General features: G+C 43.6%; 12 protein-coding genes. 2 read left to right on the top strand and 10 right to left on the bottom strand.

The window, feature by feature from the left end; translation table 11 throughout:
- Window positions 1-48: 48 nt before the first annotated feature.
- The 7 genes from AC1U9U_RS00060 to AC1U9U_RS00030 form a co-directional block, all read right to left on the bottom strand.
- On the bottom strand, window positions 49-1,749 hold the full coding sequence (locus tag AC1U9U_RS00060; RefSeq protein ID WP_479958500.1) for an SWIM zinc finger family protein: 1,701 nt from the start codon (window positions 1,747-1,749) through the stop codon (window positions 49-51).
- Window positions 1,750-1,937: 188 nt separating this feature from the next.
- Window positions 1,938-2,684: an AAA family ATPase gene (locus tag AC1U9U_RS00055; RefSeq protein WP_479958499.1), complete on the bottom strand. Its 747-nt coding sequence runs from the start codon at window positions 2,682-2,684 to the stop codon at window positions 1,938-1,940.
- 215 nt (window positions 2,685-2,899) lie between these two features.
- A complete protein-coding gene (locus tag AC1U9U_RS00050) occupies window positions 2,900-3,520 on the bottom strand; it encodes a hypothetical protein (protein WP_479958498.1) in 621 nt (206 codons plus the stop codon).
- A 37-nt stretch (window positions 3,521-3,557) separates the two neighbouring features.
- Complete coding sequence (locus AC1U9U_RS00045; protein WP_479958497.1) at window positions 3,558-3,800, bottom strand: hypothetical protein; 243 nt, start codon at window positions 3,798-3,800, stop codon at window positions 3,558-3,560.
- 27 nt (window positions 3,801-3,827) lie between these two features.
- Window positions 3,828-3,995: a hypothetical protein gene (locus AC1U9U_RS00040; protein WP_479958496.1), complete on the bottom strand. Its 168-nt coding sequence runs from the start codon at window positions 3,993-3,995 to the stop codon at window positions 3,828-3,830.
- Window positions 3,996-4,581: 586 nt separating this feature from the next.
- Window positions 4,582-5,553: an NERD domain-containing protein gene (locus tag AC1U9U_RS00035; protein ID WP_479958495.1), complete on the bottom strand. Its 972-nt coding sequence runs from the start codon at window positions 5,551-5,553 to the stop codon at window positions 4,582-4,584.
- A gap of 584 nt (window positions 5,554-6,137) precedes the next feature.
- A complete protein-coding gene (locus tag AC1U9U_RS00030) occupies window positions 6,138-6,434 on the bottom strand; it encodes a DUF488 domain-containing protein (RefSeq protein ID WP_479958593.1) in 297 nt (98 codons plus the stop codon).
- A 691-nt stretch (window positions 6,435-7,125) separates the two neighbouring features.
- Here AC1U9U_RS00030 and AC1U9U_RS00025 point away from each other — a divergent pair.
- Together AC1U9U_RS00025 and AC1U9U_RS00020 are read left to right on the top strand one after the other, a co-directional pair.
- Window positions 7,126-8,424, top strand: coding sequence for a restriction endonuclease subunit S (locus tag AC1U9U_RS00025; RefSeq protein ID WP_479958494.1), 1,299 nt, complete (start codon window positions 7,126-7,128; stop codon window positions 8,422-8,424).
- Between the two features lie 605 nt (window positions 8,425-9,029).
- Entirely contained in the window at window positions 9,030-9,839 is an 810-nt protein-coding gene (locus tag AC1U9U_RS00020; protein ID WP_479958493.1) for a tyrosine-type recombinase/integrase, read from the top strand.
- Window positions 9,840-9,879: 40 nt separating this feature from the next.
- Here the strand turns inward: AC1U9U_RS00020 and AC1U9U_RS00015 are convergent, their stop codons facing one another.
- The 3 genes from AC1U9U_RS00015 to AC1U9U_RS00005 all read right to left on the bottom strand — a co-directional run.
- Complete coding sequence (locus tag AC1U9U_RS00015) at window positions 9,880-11,307, bottom strand: restriction endonuclease subunit S (protein ID WP_479958492.1); 1,428 nt, start codon at window positions 11,305-11,307, stop codon at window positions 9,880-9,882.
- Window positions 11,304-12,833, bottom strand: coding sequence for a class I SAM-dependent DNA methyltransferase (locus AC1U9U_RS00010; RefSeq protein ID WP_479958491.1), 1,530 nt, complete (start codon window positions 12,831-12,833; stop codon window positions 11,304-11,306). The genes AC1U9U_RS00015 and AC1U9U_RS00010 overlap by 4 nt, the downstream gene beginning before the upstream one ends.
- A gap of 19 nt (window positions 12,834-12,852) precedes the next feature.
- Window positions 12,853-15,514: type I restriction endonuclease subunit R (locus AC1U9U_RS00005; RefSeq protein ID WP_479958490.1), on the bottom strand; the 2,662-nt coding region annotated here is incomplete at its 5' end.

Here is a 15,514-nt window from a genome sequence, read left to right as displayed (position 1 = left end):
AAATCCCCACTGTTAATAGATCAGACTCGCTTCCTCACTTCGATAATGTTACAGCTTAAGCTTACCCAGCTCATCCCGGAATGCCGGCCTTCTGGGATACTTGAGGATCAGGCTTTGCACCACTTGTTTGGCTTCTTCTTTCCCGCCTGCTTTCTGCAACGTGCGGATGATGGCGCAAACTCTCCGGTAATGACTACGGGTATTGGCCCTAACTGCTGCCTGCTCAATATTTTGCCTAAAGATCCTGTACACCTCTTCCCGGTAGTCGGCTAGCAGATGCTTATAATACAATTCAATGATTGTCGGATTGGCACGGACATACTGCATTAATTGATCCCACCGCCCCTCTTCCACGAGAATCTGGGAATATATCCCCAGAAAACGGTTCTTGCTGCGGCGTGAGCTCTCCATGATATCCGGGTAGACATTGGACCATTCCTCTGGGGAGTAAGTGCTCTTAAGCTCCTGGTAATGCCGAAAACTCCCATCTTGAACAAACTCTAAGGCCAAACTACGCCGATTATCCAATTGACCGGTACGAATGTAAGATTGGTAACGATATTCTCTCCAACGGTCGACCAGTCCCGGCAAGTTCCTGCTCTTATCCTTTTCTTCTCCCTCCAGGCAGAGACGGATGACCTTTTCCTCATCTCCCTTTTCCGCCGCCTGACGGAGCGCCATTTCCCTGAATTCACTATAGTCAAGGCATTGATTCAGAAACACCTCAGCCTGTGCTTCCCCTTCAAAGCGATACAGAAGTTCATATTGAAACAGCAATATCCTCTCGGTCAAATATTCCGAAGGCCAGGTATTCTTTTGGTTTGCCTTCATAAGACTATCCAGATAATTCTCCAGACAGGCCCTTTCCGCCGGCTTAACAGTCAGGGAAGCACAGCAATGAAGGAGGTCCATTTGCCAATCCCTCCACTCCCGATAGCGGGGATTTTTGGCCTCCTCCATGATGAGCGCGAAAATCCCTTCCTGGATGGACTCCGGAAGCTCCTCCAGATTACTCACTTCATCCAGTATCGTAAATCCTTCTGCCACCACCTCGCCGATTCCTCCGGCGGAGTCGTCACCGTATTGAATCATCTCGACGGCTTCCCCAATGACCAGCAACGCTAATCGAACAGCCTGCAGAGTCCTCCCCTTGCTCAGGGCTTCCCTGCTCTTTTCCAAGACAATCTCTGTTCCTACCAGGGCCTCTTCCATCTGATGGTATCCTATAAAGCCATACCGGTCCGAATTTTTATGGATATAGCTGTGAATCAGTTTGAGGCAACGCTTGACTTCTTCCTGATCGTTTTCGCCCCCGAAAGCCAGCTCGATTCTGGTCTCCATCTCTTCTGATTCTTCGGCCAAGGTCATCAGAAAACTCACCAAGGCTTCTTGCGAGGCATTATCTAGTAGTTTCTTGATTCCTTTCTTTTGGGGATTCTTCAATTCATCCTGTGTGACACCATGCCCCGGAATAATATTTTTGTTCCTTTCGTGCAGAGCAAAATAAGCCGCTACCTCATGCTTGCAGGTTTCACCTAAGTCATAAGGGCAGTCGCATTCACTGGCCAGGATATTGTTTTTATCATCCAATTCTACAAAAACGTGATATAGATCGCTGCCTTCTACCTTGGCCAGAAAATTATAAGGAGCCGTCTCCTCAAGAGAAACGACACAGCCGTCCTGATAGTATTCATAGCCTCTCTCGAGGATGCGCCCCTCGATCATGCTTTCAAAGTCGTCAAGTTTCATGGTTTTCCAACTTTCTTACAGTTTGTCGGTTCATCGGGCTTTTTCTTTATAACCTATCGTCATTGTACCACTTTCCCGCCCAACTCCTCTACCCTCCCGAGCCTCCATCACCGGGTTTATGCCCCTTTTGATCAGCCTTAGGGATCAGGAATTTCGAGAGCGATACAACCGCCTCAACATGGCTTGAGTTATTCAAACTCTTTCTTACGTCTTTTAAAAAAATCATAGAAGTACTTCACATTTTCAAGCTCTGCCCATTTCGTTACCTCTAATTCCCTCGAATCAAGATTGTAAATCTTCGCCCTTAATGTCCCCAGCATAAATGGTGAATGCGTAGAAATAATAAACTGACATCCCAAAAGCCTAGACATTTCATTGATCTTCTCAGCCAACAGAGTTTGATTTGCCGGTGACAGGGATACTTCCGGTTCGTCCAGCAGATATAGTGCATCTGATTCTAAGTAATCATCCAACATTTGCAAAGTAGTTTCTCCATTCGAGTACTTTTCCTGGGCGAATTTTAAAATCTCCATTTGTTTTCGCATCTTATCGGAGTTTTTTAATTGTTCTATTTGTTCCATTTTCATCCCTCGCCTAATGTGCTCATATATGTATCCATCGGCTAAAATTTGTTCCTGTTGAATTTTCTTTATTTCATATAAAATATCTTCGCTTTTAATATACCTGCTTCCCCGGGGGAGTCTGCTAATCTGCCGGCCGTTTTCATCTTCACCTAAAATATATCTGCATTCATCAACGAATTTCGCAAAATAAGGTACACTCCCATACTGGTTGCTGGCAGCATACTCTTGTCCTTCAATCTGCAGCTTATTTGCAATAATGTTCAGCAGCGTAGATTTTCCGGAGGCATTATTACCATATAAAACTGTAATTGGCTTGAATAATAATGATTTGTCTACTTTATCAGCAAACACATTATAAGGATAAATATTCGGATTACTTACCGTCTCCTTAGATAATGAAAAGCAACTTAAATATATTATGGATTACACCTTCTATCATATTAGGATATATTCTTTAGTCTTAATCCTTTGCAAACACTTAGTCTTTTCACGAGACTTGACTATTTCTTTTTGAAACTCAACGATAATGCCTGCCTCTAAATCTGATAAACCAGAGTATCTATGTCTCATAATTTTATTTTCAACGAGCCAATTCCGCTAAGTGGTCTGTGGTCTAAGGCCAACTTATGCGGTTCTATCTGATCATGCTGAACAATTTTCTGTTCATAGTCATGAATCGGAAGCTCTCCTAATAAAATTATTTTGTCAATTTCCTCTTTGGCATCAAAGAGGTACTTATCTTCGGCTAAAATAATCTTTGCACCGTATGCGTCATGTTGCAAAGATTTCATAAAATTGTCCCAGCCACCGATAAAAATTTCTATAAATTCTTCAGTGTTTCCTCTTTGCATATATCTTTTTCTGTATGCTTCTTTTGCCTTGCATTCAGGAAAACATAGAATATATGGTATGTGTTTATCTTCTAAGCATGCAAGGACGCGACTGTCGGATGGAATAACAAGATATTTGTATTTATCCATATTTTCCAGTATCGCATTTATGTAGTTGCTTGGATATTCAGGATTCATTTCAAGGCAAAAGTCGGCTTTTATCTTTTCGTGCTCCACCTTGGCGTCATCTATTTCAGGCAAAAAGTATTTATAAGGCATGCAAACAAAATCCTTTGCTCCCTTAACATGGTCGCAAAAATAGGTTTTACCGGTGCCGGCAAAAGCTGCGATTATCATTATACTTCCCTCCATTATCTGGTTTATATGACCCTGATTAATAATCCTTTTCTATGACGATTTGTTTGCCGCACTTAGGACAAAATAATGCTCCGTGGGCGGCTGAAAAGGCATAGTATTCATGAACACAACCTTCTTTCCAGTTATTTATGAATCCTTCTTCTGTTACTTCCACCATGATCTGCTTTTTCCTGCCTTCGCAAGCGGACTTTACAACCGGCACAAACATGTCCCAAAACACGACAGCGTTATCGCGTTTTGGGACAAATCCGATTTCCACGTTTTTTTAATCAGGTCTAAAACTTTCTTATTCATAATCACTGCCTTCATCCTGAATGACCAGGGCTTTGCTTTCAGGAAACGGCTCTCCATCCATAAATTCCGCTTCTCCCTCCTGCTGTGCTTTTAAAAGGATATCCATGGCATCAGCAACTTTAGCCGCCAGTTGAAAATACATCTTCTTATAATCCGTCATTCCAGTCTCTACCCCCTATTTCAAGCAGCGGCAAGGCTCCGGGTCCTGACCCGGTCCTGCCGTCTGCTTTGATAGGGGAAATTAAAAAGCGCATGCGAGGTTTTTTCACCCTACACATGCGCTATGCTTCGTTATCTGCTGAATCCTAGCACCTAACCCCAATCAACCGGAAACAAACCGGCCGTGAACAGAAAAACGGTCCGCATAACCGGTATGCGAACAATTCCTTTCCGCTGCCTGGGTCAGGAATAGGCTGAATCTCCTGCTGCGTGAAGCCGCACAGTCTGCTCCCTGCCGAGACCTCCTATCACACTCACTTCACCCGCGGGCACAGGCACCTTGCTTGTGCATGAACGGGCAGCATTGTATAATAAGAATGTCGTCGTGGACAGCTGGACTGTTACGTGTAGGTGCTTGCTCACCTGCTCGTGCCTGGAAGTGCGCCAACACTTTCAGGTCACGGCGACTTTTTAATTTCCACCTATTACTAGGTATAGCTTTTTTGAAGGGAAATGCAAGGTGTGGAGGAGCATTATAAACATCCTTTGCTTTAATGCACAATTCATAACCATTGCGAAAAATCTCATCACTTAATATTTACAATTCCCCGGCATTTAGGAAAACCAGAGCAGCCCCAGAATTCATTTCCTGCATTACTCCCTTTCTTCGCTGTGCGTTTAACCATGGCGGAACCACATTGGGGACATATCAGGGTCGATTCGCCCTTCTCTTCCTGCTCTTTCCCCTTGTTATTATCTTTTGCATTATTCACTTCTTCCTTTATACTTCCATTAAGATCCTTTGGGGCGGTCGCGGGAGCTGTTAATTCTGCTCCATCCTCCTTTTGATTTTCTATTAACTTACGGTATTTTTCCACATAATCGGAGGGGTTTTGTTGATGCAGCTTTAGAAAAAAATGAGCGAGCTGCTCCATATCTTTTTCACTCGATTCTACGCCCGGCTCTCCATTGACCCTACGAATATATTCAATAAGCCGGTCAGCCCGAATCACTTGATTCTTCACTTCTTTTTTAGCGTATTTGGCATTCAGAACCGTCTTAGGATTAGCCAGCACGACGACTGATCGGTAATAATCATAAAAGTTTTTTTCAAATAACCCTCTAAAAATAGGATTATTATGTTCCAGCCTTATCTGCTTGATCAGCTCCAGATGTCTTTTATTTTGCGTAATCGGGGAATAGATTCCTTCCTTCATATACTTGCCTTTATGGTTTACAGTACGGATAAAATCACCGTTACTGTTAATCTCCAAATTTCCAAACAAGTTTTTGCATTCGACAACAAAATACCGTTTCCTCGTAATGATCAAATAATCAATCTGAGCAGATAACTCACCGTGCTTCAAATACAAATCATGCAAAATGAACATAGGTATGTGGCTGTTTCTCAATTCAAACGCAATATTTTCCTCACCAGCGATCCCAGCATTTAATAAGCGCATCTCCTGCTCTATCTGTTCCTTAACATCCGGAGATGCCTCAGACAGCAATAAATTCAATTGCTCCAGCTGCTCCTTGGCACTGCTGCCTTCTTTCAAGAAAATTGGTTCTTTAATCTTGTCGAAAAAGCCCATGTTGAAACCACCTCTACATGCATATTTCTTCTTGTATCCCTAATATATAAGGAATATCCTTCCTATTTTTATTAAATTCGCCATATTTGCTATTGTTCCTTTACAATTGACTAATTTAATAACCGATTTTAAGGCTTCCCCGAGAGGTTCAATTCTTAGGGAAGCTTTCCTTTTGTGATTGATAAAAACAAGGAATGACTGAATATGCTTGTAGGAAAGTGGTTATTTGCAGGATAAGCGACAAAAGAAAAAACCATCAAGGTATTAGCAATTCGCCTCCATCTGACGGTTTTTAGTTTTTATTTTGTCACCTAACGGTTGCGTATAAATAATTATTTTTGTTATCTTCCATAGGAGTCCTTTCAATGGGCAGAAATTTTAATCCTATTTTCATCTGAAATACCAACCATCATTTCCATCGTGAATATTAGGTTCCACCAACAAATCGAACAAACTCATCTACAGATTCGGTGAGGGCATTGGCGAGCAGAAAACGCCGATGATAATAAACGGGTTGACCAAGATGTAAATGCGCCTCTTTTCAAGCATCATAGGTCTTGGCTCCTTACTTGGTATGTTTTAGCTATATAGTCTCTGATAACGTGCCGATGGCACATTTCCGGCTGGCGTTCAAAGTACATCAGAGCAATGCGAGTGTTTGTACGCAACAGCGTATAGACCTCTTCAAGAAACACACTACGGCGTGGGAGGGTTTTAGCGTAATCATCAAACAAGGACTCCGCCGTTTCAAGGGAGCTACGCTTATCGGGCTCAATGCCGAGGTCGGGAATATGAACATACTTTATTCCGACTGTCCGTGTAATGTGTTCGAGTTTCCTATCCATCCCGCTGGAGAATATCCAAATCTCATTCAGCTGAAACGAATACGGGCCAAACCTATACGGAACGAACTCGAAAAAATCCGAACCCTCGGTCATCACGTGGAGGAACACAATTCCTGCAAATCGGTAGCTGTCACACCGTCATTAAGTTGGCAAAGGAACGCCAATAGAAAGCGTTGGCGCTTATATGTAGGCTGATTGCCTAACCGGCTCATCTTTCACACCTTCTTTTAATTATCGTCTCCTGATTTAAATACTTCTGGTCACTACATCTATTTCAGTACTGCCGAATCATGTTCAAGAGCACGAGCAAAATCCAGTTCAGGCAAGCTGTCGTACTTATCCAGCGCAGCTTGTAGCCCGCAGTTTTTTAGAGAACGTATGTTCTGCTATTGTTTAAATCAAAATGCATCTTTTTAGCAATCAACAAAAGTTTAAACTAATCAGTCCATGTGGAAACGAAAAGGCATTTCGGACGATTAATATAACTCAGTTTTACCATAATTTATTTCTCAAAACGCTAAAACCACCTAAACTTGCTTTTTAAGCGGTCCCTTTCTGGCGAGGGCCAGCCTCTTTCTTCACCCTAAATAGAGAGTAACCCTAATCATTCTTAGAAATTGAACTCTGGGCTGTTCGCTTTATCGAGAAAGGTCACAACCGGAAATGTTTTAATAAATCACACTATGAGCAGTTGCCGTTTGATGTGCCAGATAGTTGGTGTTGGGTAAGGCTTGGCGATATAGCCGAGAAGATAGGTTCTGGTAGTACACCACGAGGAGGAAAAGCAGTATATCAATCCAAAGGTGTTGTTTTTATCCGCTCTCAAAATGTTTACAATGAAGGTTTGCGTTTAGATGACGTTGTCTATATCACCGATGAAATAAATGAGCATATGGCGGGCACTAAAGTCCAACCAAATGACATCTTGCTGAACATTACAGGCGCTTCTATTGGAAGAAGCACAATCGTGCCAGTTGACATGGGCAAAGCTAATGTCAATCAACACGTTTCAATTATTAGACTTTGTGAGAAACAGTTACACCCTTTTGTCCATAAAGTCATTATTTCTGACTATATCCAATCAATTATCAAGAATGTTCAAGTCGGTGCGGCTCAGGAAGGACTGCCTGCTGAAAAGCAAAAAGAAATGCTGATTCCCATACCACCACTCTTTGAGCAGTCCCGTATAATCAATGCAATTGAATCAGCGTTCGCTGTTATCGATGAAATCGAGCGTAGCAGAACAGATTTGCTGGCTGCTGTCGCCACAATAAAATCGAAGATTCTCTCTCTCGCAATACGCGGCAAGCTCGTGCCTCAAGACCCGAATGAAGAGCCTGCTTCCGTCCTTCTTAAGCGCATTCGCACAGAGCGGGATGGGTTTGTTAAAGCGGGTAAAATAAATCGTAGTAGGAGTGAAACAGCCATCTTCCGAGGTGATGATAACTCTTATTATGAGAACTTGCCTGACGGGTGGACAGTGATCCCGATAGAAAAACTATTTACTGCAGTCGGTGGAGGAACACCGGCGACCAACGAAGTTGGATACTGGGGTGACGGGATACCGTGGTTTTCAAGTGCCGACATTGATGAAAACGGGAATATCATACCAAGACGTTATGTTACGCAACTTGGCATTGACAACTCAGCAACAAACGCCGTGCCAGCGGGCAGTGTTGTAGTTGTAACCCGTGTTGGGCTTGGAAAAGTAGCTATTCTGGATTGCGAGATGTGTTTCAGTCAGGACAATCAGGCACTTATGCCACTCTATCCAGAAGTGATTTATAACCGATATTTATTCCACTTTTTACTTCACAAAATGCAATCACTAAAACACTTAGGGCGCGGAACCACAATCTCCGGTATCACCAAAAAGCAACTGATGGATATAGGCTTATGGCTTCCTCCTATTGCCGAACAACATTATATAGTCGCTGCTATCGAATCAGCTTATGGACAACTGGACAAAATTGTAGAGAGTCTCAGCTAAGGTTCCTGGTGGTTTTGGACAATTTAATATCAGCTTCACTGACAGTTTTCACAATCCGTGTTTGTTCACGTAGGGGTGGGCAAGGGATTAGCGTATCCAACAAGTCCTTGCGACTAATTACGGGGATAATGCCTTTTACTGCCGAAGTGATTTGATAACAAACGACCCCATTGCAATTCGCAAAAACTTCACATTCAAGCCTTTACGGTAATCTGCCTTGCAATGTGTATTTCGCCCTAAGTGTTAATTATCATTGCTCCTACAGTACCTTTGCAGGGTAATGAGCAAATCACCATCTTTGGCAACAATCTTTGGAGAAGCCGTCCAACGATTAATAATCAGTGAGTTATCGGTAAAATTGCTCGCTCCCGTGATATATGGTATCGTCTGAGTATTCAGACGGAGTTAAATCTCGCCCAGAAAGTAAATCCCAAAAGCTCGACAAACAATACCACTCCCAAGATTTCGGCACATTAAATGGAATCTGCTCGTCGACACAGACAACTTTGCAACCAATCGAAGTCATACGCTTAAAGCGTTAATATGTTATCCTTTCCAGGTAGTGATTTTCACTGCGAAAATTCATATCTGGAGGAATTCATACAATGGAAAAACAAGAACAGTTCGCGACACATCTCCGAAAGTTGAATCTCTCGGAGAACACTATCACATCGTATTTGTGGACAGTAAACTATTTTTTTGATCATTATGACGATGTGAATAAAGAAAATCTATTGGCGTATAAGGGGTATTTGTTGGAGTTTTTTAAACCAAAGACGGTGAACTTACGTATTCAGGCAATAAACAAGTATCTAGAATTCCAAAAAAGAGAAAGTTTGCAATTGAAATTCGTAAAGGTTCAGCAGAAAAATTTTTTGGAGAATGTCATTAGCAATGCCGACTACACATTCCTCAAGAACTCTCTCAAAAAAGATGGCAATATGGAATGGTACTTTGTTGTCTGGTATCTGGCGGCAACCGGGGCGCGGGTCAGCGAACTGGTGCAAATCAAGGCCGAGCACGTACAAGTAGGATATTTTGACTTGTATTCAAAAGGTGGGAAACTGCGACGATTGTATATTCCCAAAAAATTAAGAACGGAAACAATAGAGTGGCTGGAAGTAATGAGGAGGACTTCTGGTTTTCTTTTTCTGAACCGTTTCGGCGAGCCTATAACGACGCGCGGTATCTCTCAGCAGTTGAAGAACTATGCCAAAAAGTATCGGCTGAACACAAAAGTTGTATATCCGCATTCGTTCCGCCACCGTTACGCTAAGAATTTCTTGGAAAAGTACAACGATATCGCTCTGCTCGCCGATTTAATGGGCCATGAAAGTATTGAAACGACGCGGATTTATCTACGCCGTACAGCAAGCGAGCAACAGGCTTTGGTGGACAAAATTGTAACGTGGTAAGCAAAAGAAGCACTCCCAATGGGGTGGAGTGCTTCGACTTTTACGCGAGCGTTGCGGCTATACTGTCTAATTTCTCAAACGCCGCTTCTATTGCCGCTACAATTCTCCGCTGTTCTGCGAGGGGCGGTAAAGGAATAATCGTTTGTCTTATCATAGCCTGAGTAAGTTGGTTTATTTGGGTAGAAATGCCCTCGCTCTGAAATATTGAGCGAAAGTTATCTGTATGGAGAAAATAATAAATATAACTATTGCTTATAAAACTCCGGTACACAGCCATAAACGCACCAAAAGTCACCCGTTCTGATAAACCATGCACTAAAGCGCATTTCCCAACTAAATTTCGACTTCCATTCCGTGCGCAGATTAGAATATCGCCTTCATTCAATTCCAAGTTTTCGCTTAAAGAAGTGTTCACTCTAACTAAATCGGAAAAATCCAACCCCCCGTCTTTTATATTGTTTGAACGCAAAACGGGCACACCATTATTGCAAATATCCTTAGGCTTGTATGTTAGTCCAATATTTGTTGATCCAATATCATCCAATCGGCAGACAGTCCACGATTTCGGCAACCCTGCATAATAAGAGTTATCATCACCTCGGAAGATGACAAAATCATTTTTATCACGCTTGATTTTGCTGGTTTTGACAAGCAGCTCTCGCTCCTCTTTGATACGTTCCAGCAAGACTCTTGCTGGTTCATCGTTTGGGTCTTGCGATACGAGTTTTCCGCGAATGGCGAGGGAGAGAATTTTGGACTTCGCTACAGTGACGGCAGCTTGGAGAGTTGCCTTTTCGCGTTCAATTTCGTCAATAACGGCAAACGCTGATTCGATAGCGGTGACAATGCGCTGTTGTTCGGAAAGTGGCGGAAGGGGTATCGGAACATCGTTGATTGTTTTAACCGACAAACCAGGCTGTGCTGTAGCGGTTGCGTACTGATTAAGATTCAACTTGTCCAAAAAGTAAAATGCCCAACGAGGACTCGTATTTGCGAAACATTCTACAACAATTGCATGTTCGGTCGCATAGAATTGGCCTATCGCATAATTTATATTCCCGCATAAAGCGCCTTGCCGTCCAATTAGTGGAAACTCACCATCACGGTTATGCTTATTCACATATCCACGCAACCCATTGCCACCATAGCAAGGGTATTTATTAATAGCATTATCATTTGCAATGTCAGCTGCTTGTACGAACTTGCCTGCTTGCAAATTGAAAAGCTCACCTAAGCATGTCCAAACCCATCCCCGTGGCAACTGCTCATAGTGTGATTTATCATCACCACGGAAAATGATGCTGTTGCTCTTGTCACGCTTGATTTTACCTCCTTTGATTAATCTTTCCTTCTCTGCTCGAACCCTTTCCAAAAGAACGGATGCCGGTTCATCATTAGGGTCTTGAGGTACGAGTTTTCCACGGATGGCCAGGTCGAGGATCTTTTGCCGAAGCTGTTTAGTATTCATTCATCCACCTCGCCGATTAGTTCTTCGAGATTACTTACAGCTGTAACAATCGCCGCCGACTTTTCTTTAATTAGGTTAAGAAGCTCAACGAGAGTATAATCGTCAGCACTATTCCCTGATTTAATCCAAGTGAGGTCAAGGCTTGTCTTGTCACGAGCGATGATTTCGTCATAAGTAAATCTGCGCCAGCGCCCATTCGGATTATCTACGCTATAGGTTTCCTTCCTGATATGTCGATTTTCGGGGTTATAACAAGCCACGAAGTCGTCAAGGTCACTCTCGCGGAGTGGCTTTTGCTTTAGTGTGTGGTGTATGCCGGTGCGGTAGTCGTAGATCCAGACTTCCCTAGTCTGATGCGATGGAGCGGCAACACGGTTATCAAAAAAGATAACATTTGCTTTTACACCCTGTGCATAGAAAATGCCGGTTGGTAAGCGAAGGATCGTATGCAAGTCGGTGGTCTCAAGAAGTTTTTTACGGACGGTCTCACCAGCACCGCCTTCAAAGAGGACATTATCAGGCACAACAACCGCCGCCGAGCCTGTCGTCTTCAAGATCGTATGAATATGCTGTACAAAGTTGAGCTGCTTATTTGAAGTTGTAACCCAGAAGTCTTGTCGGTTATAAACCAAATCTTCCTGCTCTTGTTCGCCCTCCTCATTTGTGAACGTCATTGAAGACTTCTTGCCGAACGGTGGATTGGTGAGGATGTAGTCGAACCTGTCACTGGGATCGCTTAAGAGAGAGTCCGCACGAGTGATTGGAGGTGTCCCTTCAAAGTCACTAATATTGTGAAGGAAAAGGTTCATTAAACAGAGCCGATATGTGCTCTGAACTATCTCCCAACCCCTGAATGTATGAAACTTCAAAAATTCCTTTAACTTACGGTCAAGTCGTGATCCGTATTCATGCTCAATGTACGACTTAACTGCTAAAAGAAACCCGCCGCTTCCGGCAGCTGGATCTGCCACCGTCTTACCCGGCTCGGGGCGTATGCATTTCACCATCGTATTGATAAGGGCGCGCGGTGTGAAATATTGCCCTGCACCGCTTTTGGTATCGGCGGCTATTTTTTCAAGCAGGTCTTCGTAGATATCACCCTTCACATCACTTGACATAGATGACCAGTTCTCACTGTCCACCATGTTGATGATCCTGGCGAGTTGAGCAGGGTTGCTGATCTTATTCTGTGCCCCAGTGTATATTTGTTGCAGGGTACCTGCTTGTCCTGAGAGGGTTTTGAGTACTTTTTCGTAGTGGGTAAAGAGCTCGCTTCCGCTCTTGCTCTTGAGAGTATTCCATCTGCAATCAGCCTCTTGGGCAACGTTACCATTCTCATCCTTTATCTTTCGGGTTCCATCCGGAATACCAATGTTACGATTATATGGCGGTCTTGAGTACTCATCCGCCATCTTAACGAACAACAGATACGTAAGCTGCTCAAGGTAGTCACTTTTGCCAATGCCGTCATCCCGTAGGGTGTTCGCCATCGACCATATCTTTTGTCCGATGTTTGGCTCTGCCATTGATTTTATCCCCCAATTTTTATGCCGCAACAAGCGCATCGTTCATTTCATTTAGAATTTCTTCATACTTATTACCAAATAGCTGATAGAATTTACCTCGACCACCCTTGCCGTCAAACGGGGTGTAGTCCAAGTCATCGGGCGTGATCTGCATTGATGTGGCAATATGGTCACGTATCATACGGAGCCAATCCGTCTGCTCCTCAGTAAACTGTATATATCCGGCATTCTTTTTTAACATCCAGTCACGAAAACGGAGATTAACCTCGGCCGAAAACAGGCGTAGCTCTGGTGTCTGCCCCAGTTCAAACCTTATTAGTGATACGATATCTACAAGCTTGTTTACCACATTTTTAGCTTGAACCTTGTCCGGTCTCAGTATCGAAAACGCCATCCAGACTTTTTCAGTTGTAAGATGATATGGTGCCTTCCTCATTGCTTCATAAAGCTCTTCAATCTTTTTGAGTGTCAGAGGTCTCCTGCGATAGCTCTGTGTATAAATAATCTCCAACGCATCAATAACGTTTTTATTATCTTCGATAAATCGTGCAAATGTTTCAACAGTCTCCTTAGCCTTATCGGCATATGCTGCATCCCATCCGCTAAATGTCACTTCATCGATATTAACATTGTCGATGACCTGATCGTGGTTCTTTCGGACATTTTCAAGAAAGTCTCGCAACTTTGGATTATTAAATGGCGAAGAAGCCGTGGCGACCATCTGCTTGCTGACAGTATTGTACTGTTCATCGGTTATCTTCTCCGGATCATCAACACCATACTTTTGTTGCGCTACTCCCGTGATAACATCCTCATCAAAGGCATTGAGTAATGTCTCAGCTATCGTAATCGGAGTGATCTCGTCTTCGTGGCATGGGATTTTAATCCCCCCCTCAATAATGTTGCCAAGGGAGATGCCTTCATCTTTGCAGAGCGATATGAACTTTTCTTTTTCTGAGGGCGTCATTACCTTATCAAGGCGCTCCATGCGACTTGCAAGAGAGGTAAGCGTGTCGTCATCACGCGCACCCATTGCAACGCTCATCATCAAGTTTTTTAGAGAAACAGTCGGCTTACGCTCCAACTGACGCGATGTGGTCTTTTGAGACTTGGTGACGCCAACCGCGTCCACGACTATATAACCAAGCTTCCGTTGCGTAGCTGTAGGAGAAACTCTGTGCAAATCCTCGTAATTGAGAGTCCTCGTGGCTCGCCCGAGCATTTGTTCGAAGTAGTTTTTACTCCTAACGTCCCGCATGAATACTAAGCATTCAATCGGTTTTACATCTGTGCCTGTGGCGATCATATCTACCGTTACGGCTATCCTTGGATGGAAGTCATTACGGAATGAATTGAGTACGCTCTTGGGGTCATCTGTTGAAGTGTAAGTTATCTTCTTGCAGAACTCATTGCCCTCACCAAACTCTTCACGGACAATACCTATGATGTCATCAGCGTGACTGTCTGTCTTGGCGAAAATAAGCGTCTTTGGGATTTCCGTCTCTCCCGGCTTCATATTTACTCTGCCGGGAAACATCGTTGGTAATGCTTCCTTAAATGCCCTGATGACACTTCGGATTTGCGTCGGATTAATGACATCGCGATCCAATTTAATTGGAGCATACTCAAGATCCTCGTCGAGCTGTTCCCACCTCTTTTTGCGAGAGAGACGGTCACGTTTCTCAATAGTCTGTTTGAGTATAGTCGCTCCCTGGCTGCCGACCTTTGTTTCAATAAGGTATGTACCTTCGCGGCCGACATTAACATCGTCGAGCACTGCCTGCTCATGAGTGTATTCACTTACAACATTCTGCTTAAAAAAGGCATATGTTCGATTTTCCGGTGTTGCCGTAAGACCGATAAGAAAGGCATCAAAGTAGTCAAGCACTTGCTGCCAGATGTTGTATATCGACCTGTGACATTCATCGATGATAATAATATCGAAGAACTCAGGCGGGTATTTAGGATTATAGGCCACCTCGCGGGGTCTGCCCGTAATCGGCTGTTCATTCATCGAAGTTCCCTCGACCGGCTCGTCAAGTTCTTCTCCACGAAGAATTGAGTACATGCGCTGGATGGTGCTGATGCAGACCCTGGTATCCTTCGGAATGTGCGACGAATTAAGGCGCTTCACACCATAAAGTTCGGGGAACAAGCGCCCCTCATCAGACGGCTTATAGCTAAGGAACTCACTCTCGGCTTGCTCACCAAGGTTCTTCGTATCTACCAGAAATAAGATGCGCTTAGCCTTTGCAAACTTCAGAAGGCGATAGGATGCAGTTATCGCAGTGAAGGTCTTACCAGCGCCGGTCGCCATTTGTATGAGGGCTCGCGGCTTATTGTCTGCGAATGATTTTTCAAGGTTTATAATCGCCTTAACCTGACAATCACGGAATCCTTTTGTGTCAAAGTCCGGAAAGGCCTTCATGCGGTTGCGTAAAGTGTTTGTATCTTTCATCCACCCAAGTAGAGTTTCAGGCTGGTGGAAGGTGAAGACCTCACGCGAACGGGCTTTCTCATCCTTATAATCACAGAAGTTTGTTATAACGCCTGTTGATTCATATGCAAAACGAATTTCCGGAGTGGCTGAAATGTACTTTAATCCGCTCGTCGCATAACGAGCAGACTGGTCGGCGACGGCTAAAATACTCTCCCCTTTTTCTTCTGCTTTTGCTTCGATA

The sequence above is a fragment of the Desulfitobacterium sp. genome, assembly GCF_982384815.1.
The sequence above is the reverse complement of the archived record's forward strand: the minus strand, read 5'-3'. Positions and strand labels throughout refer to the sequence as shown.